Here is a 14,801-nt window from a genome sequence, read left to right on the forward strand (position 1 = left end):
CGTGGGCGGGGTGATCGATGCCGTCGTCGTGGGTTCCGGGCACAACGCCCTGGTGAGCGCGTGCTATCTGGCCCGTGCCGGCTGGTCGGTGGAGGTGCTCGAGAAGGACACCGTGCTCGGCGGCGCCGTGTCGACCGTGGAACGCTTCCCGGGCCACGCCGTCGACCGCGGCTCGTCGGCCCACGTCATGATCCGGCACACCGGCATCGTCGAGGAACTCGAGCTCGCCGCCCACGGCCTGCGCTACGTCGACTGCGACCCGTGGGCGTTCGCGCCCGCCCCCGTGGGCAGCGACCGTCCGGGCATCGTCTTCCATCGTGATCTCGACCGCACCTGCCGATCCGTCGAGGCCGCATGCGGAGCGCGCGAGGCCGACGCCTACCGCCGCTTCGTGACGGTGTGGGGTCCGCGCAGCGCCCGGGTGATGCGCTCGTTCTCGGTGCCGCCGACCGGCCGGCACCTGCTGTCGTCCTTCTGGGGCCTCGACACCGGCAGTGGCGGCAGCGACCTCTCCCGGCAGTTCCTCACCACCGGCGACGCCCTGCTCGACGAGTACTTCGACGACGAGCCGCTCAAGGCCGCCCTCGCCTGGTTCGGTGCCCAGTCCGGCCCCCCGATGTCCGAACCCGGCACCGCCCCCATGGTCGGCTTCGCCGCGCTGATGCACACGCTGCCGCCCGGCCGCGCCGTCGGCGGAAGCGGCGCGCTGACCCGGGCCCTGGCCGCCCGCCTCGCGGTCGACGGCGGCGTCGTCACCCTCGGCGATGCCGCCGCCGAGATCCGCCGGGCCGGGGACGGCTGGGCGGTACGTACCGACTCGGGACGCACCGTCACCGCGCGCACCGTGATCGCCGGCTGCCACGTGCTGACCACGTTCGATCTGCTCGAACGCGGCGGATTCGACCGCGCCCGCCTGAACGCATGGCGGCGCCGGATCCGCGTCGGCCCCGGCATCGGCATGGTGCTGCGCCTGGCGACCGACGCGCTGCCGCGGTACCCCAGCGGTCCCGCCGACGAGTCCGACGCCGTGCGGGGCCTGCAACTGCTCGTCGAGGACCGCGCCCGGCTCCGGCTCGCGCACGGCGCGGCACTGGCGGGGGAACTACCGCCGCGGCCGGCCGTGCTGGCCATGAGTTTCACGGCGATCGATCCGTCGATCGCACCGCCCGGCGAACACCAGGTGACCCTGTGGTCGCAGTGGCACCCGTACCGGCTCTCCGGTGGCCGGCGGTGGCCCGCACTGGCCGAGTCGGAGGCGGATCGGATCGTCGCCGAGATAGAGCGCTTCGCCCCCGGCTTCGCCGGTTCCGTCCGGCACCGGCACATCCAGACCCCGCACGAGATCGAACGCGAACTGGGCCTGATCGGCGGCAACGTCATGCATGTGGAGATGTCGCTGGACCAGATGTTCATGTGGCGGCCGCTGCCGGAGCTGTCCGGGCACCGGGTGCCGGGTGCCGACGGGCTCTATCTGACCGGCGCGTCCACCCATCCCGGGGGCGGGGTCTCCGGCGCGAGCGGGCGCAACGCCGCGCAGCGCGCGCTCGCCGACGCCGGGGGTGGCCCCCTGCGCCGGGTGCTGGGGCGGTGGCGGCGATGAATCGCCTGCCCGCCGTTCTCGCCGGCGGCGCGATCGCCGCGCAGATCGCCTATCCGCTGACCACCGGCCAGGCCCGCGACGTCGTCACCGTCGCGGTGGTCACCCTCCTCGCGGCCGCCGGGCTCGCGCACGCTGCGGCGCGGCGCGGCCTCGCCTGGACCGCCGGGTTCTTCGTGATCACGGCGGGTGTCGGCTTCGCCTCCGAGGTCGTGGGGACCGCCACCGGATACCCGTACGGCTGCTACGCGTACGCCACCGACCGGCTGGGTCCCGCCCTGTTCGACGTGCCCCTCGTGGTGCCGCTCGCCTGGACCGCGGGGATGTACCCGGTCTGGTACGTGGCCTCGCTGCTCGCCCGCGGCGGGATGCCGTGGCCGGGCGGGAACCGCGAGCGGGTGACCCGTATCGCGCTCACCACGGTGGGGATGGTCGGCTGGGACCTGTACCTCGACCCGCAGATGGTGTCCGACGGACAGTGGAGCTGGTGCAACGGCGGCGGCCTGCCGGGCATCGAGCAGATCCCACTCACCAATTATCTCGGCTGGGTCCTCGTCGCCACGCTGATGGCGGTGGGGCTGGACCTGCTCGACCGGACCGGCCGGGTACACCCGGGCAACGACACCGTGCCGCTGGTGCTGTTCCTGTGGACGTGGCTCGGGTCTGCGCTCGCCCACGGCGTGCTCCTGAGCGCCCCGGAGCTGCGGTACTCGGCCGTCTACGGCTTCGCGGTCATGAGCGTGCTCGGCGTCCCGCTGCTGTGGTCGCTGCGGCGACGCGCCGGGGCAGGGGCTCGCGTCTGACACGTCCCCGCGCTCCTGGCACGATGGCGCTGTGCGCCTGCCCACCTCGCCCCGCTCCCGCCGACGGACCCTCTCGGCGGCGCTCCTGCTCCTGCTCGTCCCCGTGCTCGCCGGCTGCCTGCGGGTGCAGGCGACGATGGGGGTCTCGGCCGACGACCGCGTCTCCGGCCAGATCGTCGCCGCGACCATTCCCGCCGACGAGAACGACAAGGGACCGCAGCTGGTGGCCCCGGACTCGCTCGCCGACCGGGTCCGCGTGCAGGAGTACGACCAGGACGGGTACGTCGGCAGCCAGGTGTTCTTCAGCGATCTGAGCTTCGGCGACGTCCAACAGCTCGGGTCGATGTCCGACCAGACCTCGGGCACCTTCCAGCTCGCGCTGCAGCGCGCCGGAGACCTGGTGAGCGTCAACGGCAAGGTCGATCTCGAGTCGGTGCCCGTGCAGGGCACCGACGTCCAGATCACGATCGCGTTCCCGGCGCGGGTGGCCACGACCAACGGCACCCGTGAATCCGACTCGATCGTCACGTGGAAGCTGCCGGCCGGTGAGGTGAGCACGTTGCGCGCCGAGGTCCGCTACGCCGACCCGAACACCCGGGGATTCGCCGGCTGGGCGGGAATCGTCGCCGGCGTCACGACAGGCGTCGCCGCGATCATCGGGGTCCTCGCCTGGATGAACCGCAACCCCGCTCCCCCGCGGCAGCGCACACGCGGCGACGCGACGGCGTCCTAGGGCGATGCGGGCGCTGGTCGGGGTCGTCCGCGCCGGGGCGGCCGCCGCGACGCTGGGAGCTGCCGTCGCCGTCGTCAATCGCCTCACCCTGCCCCGGCTCGTCCCGGGTGGTGTGGTCGAGGAAGCGGTGACCGTGATCGTTCCGGCCCGCAACGAGGCCCGGCGCCTGCCGGATCTCGTCGCGGATCTGCGGGCCCAGCGGGGTCTGCGCCGGCTACGGGTGGTGATCTTCGACGACGACTCGGCCGACGGCACCGCCGAGGCGGCCCGGCTGGCGGCCGGGGACGATCCCCACGTCACGGTGATCCGCTCGACCGCGCCGCCGCCGCCCGGCTGGACGGGCAAGGCCGCGGCGTGCGCCCGCGCGTACGCGGCCACCGATCCGTCCGGCGTGGTCGTCTTCGTCGACGCGGACGTGCGGTTGGAGCCGGGCGCGGTGGCGGCAGCGGTGACGCTGCTGCGGGACCGGCGGGCCGACCTGCTCACCCCGTGGCCCTTCCAGCGGGCCGGCTCCGCCGCCGAACAGCTCGTGCAGCCGCTGCTGTTCTGGTCCTGGTTCGCGACGCTGCCGGTCGCGGTGTCCCACCGCTCGCGCCGGCCGTCGACCGCGGTCTCGTGCGGCCAGTTCCTGGTGTTCGACGCGCCGGCGTATGCCGCTGTCGGCGGGCACGTCGCGGTCGCGTCCAGTCCCACCGAGGACCTCGACCTCGCCCGGGCACTGCGCCGGGCCGGCCGGCGCACGATGGTGGCTGCGGCCGGCGACGTCGCGTCCTGCCGGATGTACGAGGGCGCTGCGCCGCTGCGGGCCGGGTACACGCGCTGGCTGTGGTCGGCGTTCGGCCCGCCCGCCGGATCCGCTGCGGTGCTCGTCGCCGCGGCGGCGACCTACGTGCTGCCTCCCGCGGCGGCTCTCCTCGGCCGCGGACCGGTCCGCGGCTGGGGGGTGGTCGGCACCGCCGCGGCGGTCGTCTCCCGGACCCTGGCCCGTGCGACCGAACGCGGCGGTGAGCCCGGCCCGTCCGACGTGGCGGCCGCACTCACCCACCCGTTCGCGGTGTGCGGGTTCGCGGCGCTGACGATCGACTCGCTCCGCGCGCGCCGCGCCGGCCGGCTCGGCTGGAAGGACAGGCCGCTGCCCTGACCGCTCGATCAGACCGCCGTCGGCACCGCGATGCCCAGGCGGGCCAGCACCTCGCGGGTGGCCCGGGCGAAATTCAGGGTGATGAAGTGCAGGCAGGGCGCACCCTCGGCGATGAGCCGCTCGGCCATCTCGGTGGCGACGTCGATGCCCACCTCGCGCACGGCGGCGCGATCCTCCTCCGGGCCGTTCCCGGCGGCCCGGACGAGGCGCTCCTCGAGCGCGGCCGGCAGCCTCGACCCGGAGAGTTCGAGGCTGCGCCGCGCGGTACGCAGCGACGTGATCGGCATGATCTCCGGAATGATCGGCTTGGCGCCCTGCTCCGGGTCGTAGGCCACGACCCGGTCCCGCAGCCGCAGATAGTCCTCGACGTCGAAGAACATCTGGGTGATCGAGTACTCGGCGCCGGCGCGCAGCTTGTGGACCAGGTACCGCGTGTCGTGCTCGAGGTCCGGGGAGCGGTGGTGCCCCTCGGGGAACGACGCCACCCCGACGTGGAAGTCACCGAGGTCGCGGACCAGCCGAACGAGTTCCTCGGCGTACTCGAGGCCCTCCGGATGCCTGGTCCATTCTCCCAGCGGGTTGCCCGGCGGGTCGCCGCGCAACGCCAGGATGTTGGTGATGCCGCGATCGGCGTATGCGCCGACCATGGCGCGCAGTTCGTCGATGCTGTGCCCGACGGCGGTCAGGTGCGCCACCGGCAGGAGCGTGGTTTCCTGCGCCAGCTGACCGGTGACCCGGACGGTGCGGTCGCGGGTGGAACCGCCCGCTCCGTACGTCATCGACACGAAGGCCGGGCCGAGGCGCTCGAACTCGCGCACGGCGCGCCACAGGCGCGCCTCCGCGTCGGCGTCGCGCGGCGGGGAGAACTCCACCGAGAACGGGATCCGTGCGCCTCGGGGCGCACGGAATCGGTCCACCACCGACGGCGTACGGGATTCTCCGCCGCCGTCCGGCCCGCTGTCGGAATCGAAAGTCACCCGACCAGCATAGGGGCACGTCGGAGCGGGCCGAACCGGGGCAAGCCCCTCGACCGCCGGATAGGGTGGGCTCGGGTGTGCCCAGCGCCTTTCGGGCTCGATCCGTGGCCGCACCCACCGTCGCCCGACGGGCCCGTCCACACACGACCAGGAGGACGCCCTGTTCACCGGATCCGAACCCGTGCCCGCCGCCTTGTTCCCCGATCTCGTCGAGGGCGCCCTGCGCGACTTCTTCGTCTCCCGGATCGAACTCGTGGAGCCGATCGGCGGCGGCTACCCCGAGGCCGTCACGGCACTCGAATCGTTCGTGCTGCGAGGCGGCAAGCGGGTACGCCCGGCGTTCGCGTGGAACGGCTGGCTCGGGGCCGGCGGCGACCCGTCGGGGCTCGACGCGCCCGCGGTGCTGCGGGTCTGCTCCGCACTCGAACTGGTACAGGCCTGCGCCCTGGTGCACGACGACATCATCGACGCGTCCACCACCCGGCGCGGCTTCCCGACCGTGCACGTCGAGTTCGCCGACCGGCACCGCGCGTCGGGCTGGCGCGGCCGGCCCGAGCAGTTCGGTGCCGCCGTGGCCATCCTCCTCGGCGATCTCGCTCTGGCCTGGGCCGACGACATGGTCCGGGAGGCGGGACTGGAGCCGGCCGCGACCGCGCGGATCGCACCGGTGTGGTCGGCGATGCGCACGGAGGTCCTCGGCGGGCAGTTCCTCGACATCGCCGGAGAGGTGTCGGCCGACGAGTCCGTCCCCGCGGCGATGCGGGTCAACCGGTACAAGACCGCCGCGTACACGATCGAACGGCCGCTGCACCTCGGCGCGGCCCTCGCCGGGGCCGACGACGCGCTGATCACCGCCTACCGGGAATTCGGCACCGACATCGGGCTCGCCTTCCAGCTTCGCGACGATCTGCTCGGGGTGTTCGGGGATCCGGAGGTCACCGGCAAGCCGTCCGGCGACGACCTGCGCTCGGGCAAGCGAACGGTGCTGTATGCGCTGGCCCTGGAATCCGCCGACGCCCGTGACCCCGGCGCCGCGCGGTTGCTGCGCGAGAGTATCGGCTCGGACCTGTCCGACGCGGACGTGGAGAGGCTGCGGACGGTCATCATCGAGCTCGGGGCCGTGGAGCGGGTGGAACGCCGCATCGCCGCGCTCACCGACACCGCGCTGGCGACCCTCGACGCCTCGGGCGCGACGGACGAAGGCAAAGCCCGCCTGCGGGCGGCGGCGCTCCACGCGACGCGGCGGGCCGCGTGATGCGCACCGTGACCGGCGCGGAGCGGGTCGTCGTCGTCGGGGCCGGACTGGCCGGGCTCTCGACCGCGCTGTACCTGCTCGGTGCGGGCCGCAAGGTGACCGTCCTCGAGCGCGAGGCGACCGTCGGCGGGCGGGTGGGTGTGCACGCCGGGCCCGGATACGAGATCGACAACGGGGCCACGGTGCTCACCATGCCGGAGCTCATCGCGGACGCCCTGGCGGCGGTCGGCGCGGACTTCGAGTCCGTCACCCCGGCGGTGCGGCTGCGACGGCTCGCCCCCGCGTACCACGCCCGGTTCGCCGACGGCACGACCCTGGACGTGCACACCGATCCGGACGCGATGGTCGCCGAGGTCACCCGGGTGTGCGGCGCCGAGGAAGCGCAGCGCTACCTGCGGCTGCGCTCCTGGCTCGCCGAGATCTTCGACGCCGAATTCGACCGGTTCATGGCCGCGAACTTCGACTCCCCCCTCGACCTGGTCGCCTCCCCCGCGGCGGCGCGCGACCTGGCGACGTTGCTCCGCCTGGGCGGGTTCGGCCGGCTCGGGGCGCAGGTGAACCGCCGGATCACCGACCCGCGGCTGCGCCGGGTGTTCACCTTCCAGGCGCTGTACGCGGGCGTCGCGCCCGCGCGGGCCCTGGCGGTGTACGGCGCCATCGCCCACATGGACACCTCCCTCGGTGTGTACGCGGTGGAGGGCGGCATGCGGGTGCTGGCCCGCGCCATGGCCGACGCGATCGTCGCCGCCGGCGGCGACCTGCGCCTCGGCACCGAGGTCACGGGCCTCGACTTCGACGGCCGGACGGCCACCGCCGTCCGCACCGCCTCGGGCGAACGCGTCCCGTGCGACGCCGTGGTGCTGAGCCCGGATCTTCCCGTCGTGGACACGCTGCTGCCCCCACGCCGGCGACGACGCGTGCTCGCGTCGCCGTCGGCCGTGGTGCTGCACGGAAGCGTGCCGTCCGCCGTCGCCGCGCAGTGGCCCGCCACGCACCACCACACCATCGACTTCGGTGCGTCGTGGGAGGAGACGTTCGCCGAGATCAGCGCGGGCCGGGGCCGCGGCCGGCTGATGAGCGACCCCTCGCTGCTGATCACCCGGCCGGCGCTGAGCGACCCGGGTCAGAGGTTCCTCCGCGACGGCGTGTCGCACGAGCCGCTGTCGGTGCTCGCGCCCTGCCCCAATCTGGACAGCGCCCCGTACGACTGGTCCGCTCTGGCCGACCCCTACGCGGCAGAGCTCCTCACCGTCCTCGGCCGGCGTGGATACGGCGCCGTCGCCGACGAGTTCCGCATCGACCACATCGACACCCCGGCCACTTGGCAGGCCAGGGGCATGCTTGCGGGCAGCCCGTTCTCCGGGGCACACGTCTTCCGGCAGACCGGACCCTTCCGGCGACGGAACCTGGATCCGCGCCACCCCAACGTCGTGCTCGCGGGATCCGGAACCGTGCCGGGCGTGGGCGTGCCGACGGTCGTGCTGTCGGGCCGGCTCGCCGCCGAGCGGCTCGGCGTCCGCGCCGCGCGGTGAGCGGTGGACCGCCGGCGGCCGCGGCTGAACTAAACTGTCACCTCGTTCACCTGTCCGCCCGCGCCGCGCCCGGGCCCCGCACCGTCCACGACTTCCCGGGGGAGGAACTCGCAACCATGTCGTCCCCTGCCCCTTCCGACGCTGCACCACAGCATCCGTCGAAACCGCAGCCTCCGTCGGAATCGCAGCCGCCCGCCTCGCCGCCCGTGCGGAGCAGACCCGGCGACTTCCTGCGAAGCCCGGCCGGCAACGCCGGCCTGCTGGGTGCGCTCGGCGCCGCATTCGTCACGTTCGGTGGCTTCGGTGCGGGCAGCGTCCGGCGGGAGGACCCGCTGCTCGAGGACCTGTACCTGTCCTGGTTGCGGTTCGGGCACGGCCTGCTGCTCTCGACGATCCTGATCTGGGCCGGCGTCCTGTTGATGATCGCCGCCTGGGTGCGGCTGGGCCGGAGCACCCTCGCCGGGCACGTGACGCTGCGCGAGCTGTGGACGGTGCTGCCCATGTGGGTGGCGCCGCTGCTGGTGGCCTCGCCGATGTTCAGCCGCGACGCCTACTCCTATCTCGCCCAGGGGGCGATGCTCCGCGACGGCTTCGACCCCTACCTCGACGGTCCGGTCGTCAACCCGGGCGTCCTGCTGGACAACGTGAGCAACGTGTGGAAGACGACCACCACCCCGTACGGTCCGGTGCATCTGCTGCTCGGTGCCGGCATCACGTCGCTGACGGGGGACGACGTCGTCACCGGCACCTGGTTGCTGCGACTGACGATGCTGCCGGGACTGGTGCTCACCGCGTGGGCGGTGCCGAAGCTGGCGCGCCGGCTCGGCGGCAACCCCCGCATCGCCCTCTGGCTGGCAGTGCTCAACCCGCTGATCCTGATTCATCTCATCGGCGGTGTCCACAACGAGATGCTGATGGTCGGTTTCATGATCGCCGGCATCGTGCTCGTGCTGGAGGGCCGGCACGTCGGCGGCATCGCACTCGTGTCCGTCGGTGCGGCCGTCAAGGCGTCGGCGGGCATCGCCCTGCCGTTCCTGGTGTGGATCTGGATTCTGCACGAACGTGACCGCGCCCGGGCGCAGGGCCGCGAACCGGCCGCTCCGATCGTGCTGTTCGTGAAGACCGCAGGCGCGGGGCTGCTGGTGTTCGCGGCCGTGTTCGGAGCGGCTTCGGCGCTCGCAGGCGTCGGTATCGGCTGGCTGACGGCCCTGTCCGGCTCCTCGAAGATCATCAACTGGCTGTCGCTGCCGACGATCATGGCGCACGCGGTCACGTGGTTCACGCCCTGGCAGCTGGGGTCCATCCTCGACGTCACCCGCATGCTCTGCGCCGTGGCCCTGGGGGTGATCATGGTGGTGACGTGGTGGCGGTTCCGGCACACCGAGCGCGACGCCGTGCTCGGGATCGTGATCACGCTGACCGCGATCACGGTGCTCTCGCCGGCCGCCCTGCCGTGGTACTACTCGTGGCCGCTCGCGGTGGCCGCGGGCTTCGCCCTGTCGACGACCACGTTGGCAGTGCTCGTAGGCCTGTCCAGCTGGCTGATGTTGATCTTCAATCCCGACGGCTCGATCGGCATGTACAACCTTGCCCACGTGATCCTGGCGATCGTCATCTCGGTGATCGCCGCCGTGTCGCTTCGCACCGTCGACCCGCTGCGGCTGCGCGCGCGGCGCGAGCCGCCGATCACCGCCGTCTCCCTGGATCCGAGGTGACCGTGACCGAGACCGACGCGGGATTCCGCTACTGCGAGGAGCTGGCGGCCACGCACGGCCGGACGTACTACCTCGCCACCCGCCTCCTGCCCCGCCCGCGACGGTCGGCGGTCCACGCCCTCTACGGGTTCGCCCGCCTCGTCGACGACATCGTCGACGTGACCGCGGTCGACGACCCGGCCGGCGCGGCGCTGCAGGTGACCGCGACGGAGCGCCGGCTGCACGCCGCGCTCGCCGGTGATCCCGGACCGGCGGACGCCACCGGGTTGGTGGTCGGGGCGCTGGCCGAGACGATCCGGCGCTACGACCTGCCGCTGGACTACTTCGAGGCGTTCGTCCGGTCGATGCGCATGGACATTCCCGGCACGCCCGAGTTCCGGGCCCGCTACGACGACATGCCGCAACTGCGGGAGTACATGTACGGCTCCGCGGCGGTCATCGGGCTGCAGTTGCTGCCGGTGTTCGACGTGGCCGACATCGACGCCGCCGCACCCTACGCCGCGGCGCTCGGGGAAGCCTTCCAGCTCACGAACTTCATCCGCGACGTGGGTGAGGACCTCGATCGGGGGCGCACCTACCTGCCGGCCGACACCTGGGCCGCGTTCGGGGTGGACGTCGCACTGCTCGAGCACGGCCGACGCACCGGCGGGAGCCCGGATCCGCGGGTGCGCCGGGCCCTGGCCCACTTCGTGGCGCTGACGCGCGCGGAGTACCGCCGCGCCGAGCCCGGTCTGGCGCTGCTGCCGGACCGGATCCGGCCCGGCATCCGCACCGCCTTCGAGCTGTACGGAGGAATCCTCGACGAGGTCGAGCGCAGCGGGTACCGCGTCCTCGACGTGCGCGCCGTGGTCCCCACGCGGCGCCGTGCGCGGGTCGCGCTGACACAGCTGGCCCGCCTGCGCTGAGCCGCCGGAGTCAGAAACCGAGCGCCTGCGCCCGGCGCATGACCTCCCGCCTCGCGTGGGTGTGCATCGCCGCCGCCGGGGAGCCGCCCGCGAGCGTGTCGTCCTCCCGGAACATCCAGTTCAGGATCTCGTCGTCCCGGAATCCCCCGTCGTGCAGCACCGCGATGAGACCGGGGATGCCCGTGAGGATCCGACCGTCGTCGTCGAAGAACGCCGCCGGCACGGCCAGCACGCCGTCCCGCTTGATCGCCAGCAGCTGGCGGTCGCGCAGCAGCTGGTGGACCCGGGTGATCACCAGGCCGAGCTGCTTCGCCACGTCGACCAGTTGCAGCACGGGTACGGAGCGGTCGAGGACGTCTTCGCTGTAAGGGATAGCACTCACGCCGCTAACGTTATCGGGTTCGCGGCGGCTGCCACGACGGGCCGTCGGGTGATCACCGCGGCGAGCCGCGCAGTGTCACCGCGGCGAGCCGCGCACGTGTAACCGGGTGGTTCGTGCGCTGGCTACGATCGACAGAGGCGAACCCGGCGGCCCGACCCGTCGCACGCCGCACCTACGCAGGAATCGACGGCATGAACACGGGGGTACACCGGGTGAGCTCTGGAGGCGACCGCCTGATCGGCACGGTGCTCGAACGGCGCTACCGCATCGAGGCACCGATCGCCCGTGGCGGCATGTCCACCGTGTACCGCGGCACGGACCTGCGGCTCGACCGTCCGGTAGCCGTGAAGGTCATGGATCCGCAGTTCGCGGCCGATCCTCAGTTCCTTGCGCGGTTCGAGTTCGAGGCGCGGTCGGTGGCCCGGTTGACCCATCCGGGTCTGGTGGCGGTGTACGACCAGGGGCAGGACGGGGACCATGTCTTCCTGGTGATGGAACTCGTCGAGGGCGGCACGCTGCGCGAACTGCTGCGCGAACGGGGCCCGATGCCACCACACGCGGCGGCCGCCGTCGCGGCGCCGGTGCTGGGGGCGCTGGCGGTGGCGCACCGCGCCGGCCTGGTGCACCGCGACGTCAAGCCGGAGAATGTGCTGATCTCCGACGCCGGGGAGGTGAAGATCGCCGACTTCGGGCTCGTGCGCGCCGTCGCCGCGGCGACGACGACGTCGCGCAGCGTCATCCTGGGTACCGCCGCCTATCTGTCGCCGGAGCAGGTGACCACGGGCACCGCCGACGCGCGCAGCGACGTGTACGCGACCGGGATCCTGCTGTTCGAGATGCTCACCGGGCGCACCCCGTTCACCGGCGACACGTCGCTCTCGGTGGCCTATCAGCGGGTCGACAGGGATGTCCCGGACCCCGGTTCCCTCATCGACGGGGTCCCGGAGCAGTTCGACGAACTGGTCCGGCACGCCACCGAGCGGGAGCCGGGTGAGCGGTTCCCGGACGCCGCGGCGATGGCCGCTGCGCTGAGCGAGGTCTGCGATGTCCTGGCGCTGCCCCGCTACCGGGTGCCCGCACCGCGACGGTCCGCGCAGCATCTTTCGGCCGTCGCGGAACCGGCGACGGCCGCGGTGGATCCTGCGCCGCCGACGGTGGCGGTGCGCGCCGCGGCCCCACCCTCGCGGCCGCTGCCCCCGCCCGCGATGCCGCCCGGACCGGCGGCCCAGCTCGCCCCCGTGGGCCCGCAGCACACGAAGGTCGTGACCCAGCAGCACCCGCGTGCCGAGTTGTCGGGGCCGCAGGCCGAGCCTGCCCGGGTCCCGGTCGCCGATTTCGCCGCCGAGCGCCGACGTAACCGGCGGACGACGCTGCTGTGGCTGCTGGCGATCCTGGTGCTGGCCCTGGCCGTCGGTTTCGGCGGATGGTGGCTCGGGTCCGGACGGATGACCACCGTGCCCAGCGTGCTCGGAGCCGATCGGGACACCGCGCTCGCGGCGCTGCAGGCGGCCGAGGTGACTCCCGAGGTGCAGGGCGAGTACTCCGACGACGCCTCGGTCGACACCGTGCTCGGTACCGACCCGGAGGCGGGCAGCCGGGTCGCCCGGGGTGACGAGGTGGTGCTGCTCGTCTCGCTGGGCCGGCCGACCGTGCCCACCATCGTCGGGGGCGGCGACCGCGACGTGGTGGAGCAGGAACTGCGCAACCGGACCCTCGTCCCCGTGGACGGCGGCACCGCCTACAGCACGGCCGTCGAGGAGGGCGGGGTCGCGGCCCTCGATCCGGCGCCCGGCACGGTCCTGCCGGTGGGAGCGGAAGTCAAGGTGATCGTCAGCAAGGGATCACCGCCGGTGGATGTGCCCGACGTCGCGGGCCGCACGGTCGACGAGGCCCGGCGGGCCCTGGACACGGTCGGCCTCACGGTGCGCGAGACGCGGGAGGTGTTCGACGCGGAGGTCGACGCGGGACGGGTGGCGGGCACCGACCCGGCGGTCGGGAACCGGATCAACGCCGGCGGCAGCGTCACGCTGCTGGTGTCGAACGCGGTGAAGGTGCCCTCGCTGCTGGGCCGCACGGTCGCCGCGGCACGCGACGAGCTCGGCCGGCTGGGGCTGGACGTGGAGGTGCGCCAGTTCGCGGGCTCCGACCGTTCGGTGGTGATCGGTCAGAGCCCGGGCGCGGGCGACCGGGTCGAGCCGGGCGGCACGGTGACTCTCACCGCACTGCCCTGAGGCCCCTGACGACCCGGAAGGCCCCGGGACCCGGCCGCTCCGCGGAGGGTCAGCCGCGGAGCATCTCCGCGACCAGGAACGCCAGCTCGAGCGACTGCTGGGTGTTCAGGCGCGGGTCGCACGCGGTCTCGTAACGGCCGTGCAGGTCGATGTCGGAGATGTCCTGTGCGCCGCCGAGGCATTCCGTGACGTTCTCACCGGTGAGTTCGATGTGGATGCCGCCGGGATGGGTGCCCAGGGCGTTGTGCACCTCGAAGAAGCCCTGCACCTCGTCGACGATCCGGTCGAAGTGCCGGGTCTTGTACCCCGTGGACGCCTCGTGGGTATTGCCGTGCATCGGGTCGCACTGCCAGATGACCTGGTGACCGGTCGCCTGCACCTTGGCGATGATCGGGGGCAGCAGATCGCGCACCTTCGCGTGCCCCATCCGGGAGATGAGGGTCAGCCGGCCCGGCTTGTTGGTGGGATCGAGCCGCTCGACGTACTCGGCCGCCATCTCGGGTGTGGTGCTGGGGCCGATCTTCAGGCCGATCGGGTTGGCCAGCAGCTCGGCGAAGGCGATGTGGGCGCCGTCGAGCTGGCGGGTGCGGTCACCGATCCACAGGAAGTGCGCCGACAGGTCGTAGAGCCGGGGGTGCCCGTCGGTGTTGTCGAGCCGGAGCATGGCCCGCTCGTAGTCGAGGACCAGCGCCTCGTGGCTGGCGTAGATGGTGGCGGCCTTCAGGTTGGGATCGACGACGCCGCACGCGTCCATGAAGCGCAGGCCGCGGTCGATCTCGGAGGCGAGGGCCTCGTACCGCGCGCCGGCCGGGGAGGATGCGACGAACTCCCGGTTCCAGTCGTGCACCCGGTGCAGGTCCGCCTCGCCGGCGGCGGTGATGGCCCGGACCAGGTTCATCGCGGCGCTGGCGTTGGCGTAGGCGCGGATCAGCCGGGACGGGTCGTGCGCACGCACGGCGGAATCGGCGACCAGCGAGTTGATCATGTCGCCCCGGTACGACTGCAGCCCGAGCGCGTCGATGTCCGACGACCGCGGCTTGGCGTACTGTCCGGCAATCCGCGCGACCTTCACGACCGGCAGCGACGCGCCGTAGGTCAGCACGACGGCCATCTGCAGCAGCGTGCGGATGTTGGCCTTGATGTGCGGCTCGGTGTTGTCGGCGAAGGTCTCGGCGCAGTCACCGCCCTGGAGCAGGAAGGCCTCACCCCGCGCGACCGCGGCGAGGTGGTTCTGTAGGTCCTCGACCTCGCGGGCCACGGTGATCGGCGGCACGCTCTCGAGCACGGTACGCATCGCCGACGCCTGGTCCTCGGGCCAGCTCGGCTGCTGCAGGGCGGGCTTGGCCAGGGCCGCGTCCAGCCTTTCGCGCAGCTCGGCGGGGAGCGGCGGAAGGGTCGGCAAGCGGTCGATCGGCACATCGACAGTCCAGTTCACACCACCAGGATATGGCCCCGGCGCGACGAGGGACACGCACCCCCGGGTGGGTCGATGCCACACCCCGTCCCGCCGGCCCGCCCGGCGGCCGCGGC

The 14,801-nt window shown here is 73.0% G+C and carries 12 protein-coding genes; 9 read left to right on the forward strand and 3 right to left on the reverse strand.

Annotated features, from left to right (window positions below):
- The first annotated feature begins 10 nt into the window (after positions 1 to 10).
- Genes KZJ41_RS16610 through KZJ41_RS16625 form a run of 4 tightly spaced genes read left to right on the forward strand, consistent with a single transcriptional unit; the run spans position 11 to position 4,274 of the window.
- Positions 11 to 1,600, forward strand: a complete 1,590-nt coding sequence (locus KZJ41_RS16610) for an NAD(P)/FAD-dependent oxidoreductase (protein ID WP_065923448.1) — start codon at positions 11 to 13, stop codon at positions 1,598 to 1,600.
- The gene (locus tag KZJ41_RS16615; protein WP_006933385.1) at positions 1,597 to 2,400 is read left to right on the forward strand and encodes a carotenoid biosynthesis protein; all 804 of its coding nucleotides are present in this window, start codon (positions 1,597 to 1,599) and stop codon (positions 2,398 to 2,400) included. The genes KZJ41_RS16610 and KZJ41_RS16615 overlap by 4 nt, the downstream gene beginning before the upstream one ends.
- Positions 2,401 to 2,431: 31 nt before the next feature.
- On the forward strand, positions 2,432 to 3,133 hold the full coding sequence (locus KZJ41_RS16620) for a DUF3153 domain-containing protein (RefSeq protein ID WP_006933384.1): 702 nt from the start codon (positions 2,432 to 2,434) through the stop codon (positions 3,131 to 3,133).
- Between the two features lie 4 nt (positions 3,134 to 3,137).
- Positions 3,138 to 4,274 (forward strand): glycosyltransferase family A protein, encoded by a 1,137-nt coding sequence (locus KZJ41_RS16625; RefSeq protein WP_006933383.1) that lies wholly within the window; start codon positions 3,138 to 3,140, stop codon positions 4,272 to 4,274.
- 8 nt (positions 4,275 to 4,282) lie between these two features.
- Here KZJ41_RS16625 and metF read toward each other — a convergent pair whose 3' ends face one another.
- A complete protein-coding gene (metF, locus tag KZJ41_RS16630) occupies positions 4,283 to 5,251 on the reverse strand; it encodes a methylenetetrahydrofolate reductase [NAD(P)H] (protein ID WP_006933382.1) in 969 nt (322 codons plus the stop codon).
- 181 nt (positions 5,252 to 5,432) lie between these two features.
- Between metF and KZJ41_RS16635 the strand changes: the two genes are divergently transcribed.
- From KZJ41_RS16635 to KZJ41_RS16650, 4 genes are all read left to right on the forward strand, one after another.
- Positions 5,433 to 6,506, forward strand: coding sequence for a polyprenyl synthetase family protein (locus KZJ41_RS16635; RefSeq protein WP_232334180.1), 1,074 nt, complete (start codon positions 5,433 to 5,435; stop codon positions 6,504 to 6,506).
- The gene (gene crtI, locus KZJ41_RS16640; RefSeq protein WP_029544201.1) at positions 6,506 to 8,038 is read left to right on the forward strand and encodes a phytoene desaturase family protein; all 1,533 of its coding nucleotides are present in this window, start codon (positions 6,506 to 6,508) and stop codon (positions 8,036 to 8,038) included. The genes KZJ41_RS16635 and crtI overlap by 1 nt, the downstream gene beginning before the upstream one ends.
- Positions 8,039 to 8,154: 116 nt before the next feature.
- The gene (locus tag KZJ41_RS16645; RefSeq protein ID WP_050035366.1) at positions 8,155 to 9,753 is read left to right on the forward strand and encodes an alpha-(1->6)-mannopyranosyltransferase A; all 1,599 of its coding nucleotides are present in this window, start codon (positions 8,155 to 8,157) and stop codon (positions 9,751 to 9,753) included.
- On the forward strand, positions 9,750 to 10,658 hold the full coding sequence (locus KZJ41_RS16650) for a phytoene/squalene synthase family protein (RefSeq protein WP_006933373.1): 909 nt from the start codon (positions 9,750 to 9,752) through the stop codon (positions 10,656 to 10,658). Before KZJ41_RS16645 ends, KZJ41_RS16650 begins: the two co-directional genes overlap by 4 nt.
- A gap of 10 nt (positions 10,659 to 10,668) precedes the next feature.
- On the opposite strand, the gene KZJ41_RS16655 is transcribed toward KZJ41_RS16650, so the two are convergent.
- Complete coding sequence (locus tag KZJ41_RS16655) at positions 10,669 to 11,040, reverse strand: Rv2175c family DNA-binding protein (RefSeq protein ID WP_240004017.1); 372 nt, start codon at positions 11,038 to 11,040, stop codon at positions 10,669 to 10,671.
- Positions 11,041 to 11,252: 212 nt separating this feature from the next.
- Between KZJ41_RS16655 and pknB the strand changes: the two genes are divergently transcribed.
- Complete coding sequence (gene pknB, locus KZJ41_RS16660) at positions 11,253 to 13,271, forward strand: Stk1 family PASTA domain-containing Ser/Thr kinase (RefSeq protein WP_251550979.1); 2,019 nt, start codon at positions 11,253 to 11,255, stop codon at positions 13,269 to 13,271.
- 49 nt (positions 13,272 to 13,320) lie between these two features.
- Here pknB and KZJ41_RS16665 read toward each other — a convergent pair whose 3' ends face one another.
- Positions 13,321 to 14,706: a class II 3-deoxy-7-phosphoheptulonate synthase gene (locus tag KZJ41_RS16665; RefSeq protein ID WP_006933364.1), complete on the reverse strand. Its 1,386-nt coding sequence runs from the start codon at positions 14,704 to 14,706 to the stop codon at positions 13,321 to 13,323.
- Positions 14,707 to 14,801: the final 95 nt, after the last annotated feature.

It is taken from the genome of Rhodococcus sp. 11-3, from assembly GCF_023704055.1.
GTDB classification, from domain to species: domain Bacteria; phylum Actinomycetota; class Actinomycetes; order Mycobacteriales; family Mycobacteriaceae; genus Rhodococcus; species Rhodococcus aetherivorans.

Coding starts and splice junctions, on each gene's coding strand:
- KZJ41_RS16645 (WP_050035366.1), top strand. CDS start 8,155: ATGTCGTCCCCTGCCCCTTCCGACGCTGCACCACAGCATCCGTCGAAA.
- KZJ41_RS16615 (WP_006933385.1), top strand. CDS start 1,597: ATGAATCGCCTGCCCGCCGTTCTCGCCGGCGGCGCGATCGCCGCGCAG.
- KZJ41_RS16625 (WP_006933383.1), top strand. CDS start 3,138: ATGCGGGCGCTGGTCGGGGTCGTCCGCGCCGGGGCGGCCGCCGCGACG.
- crtI (WP_029544201.1), top strand. CDS start 6,506: ATGCGCACCGTGACCGGCGCGGAGCGGGTCGTCGTCGTCGGGGCCGGA.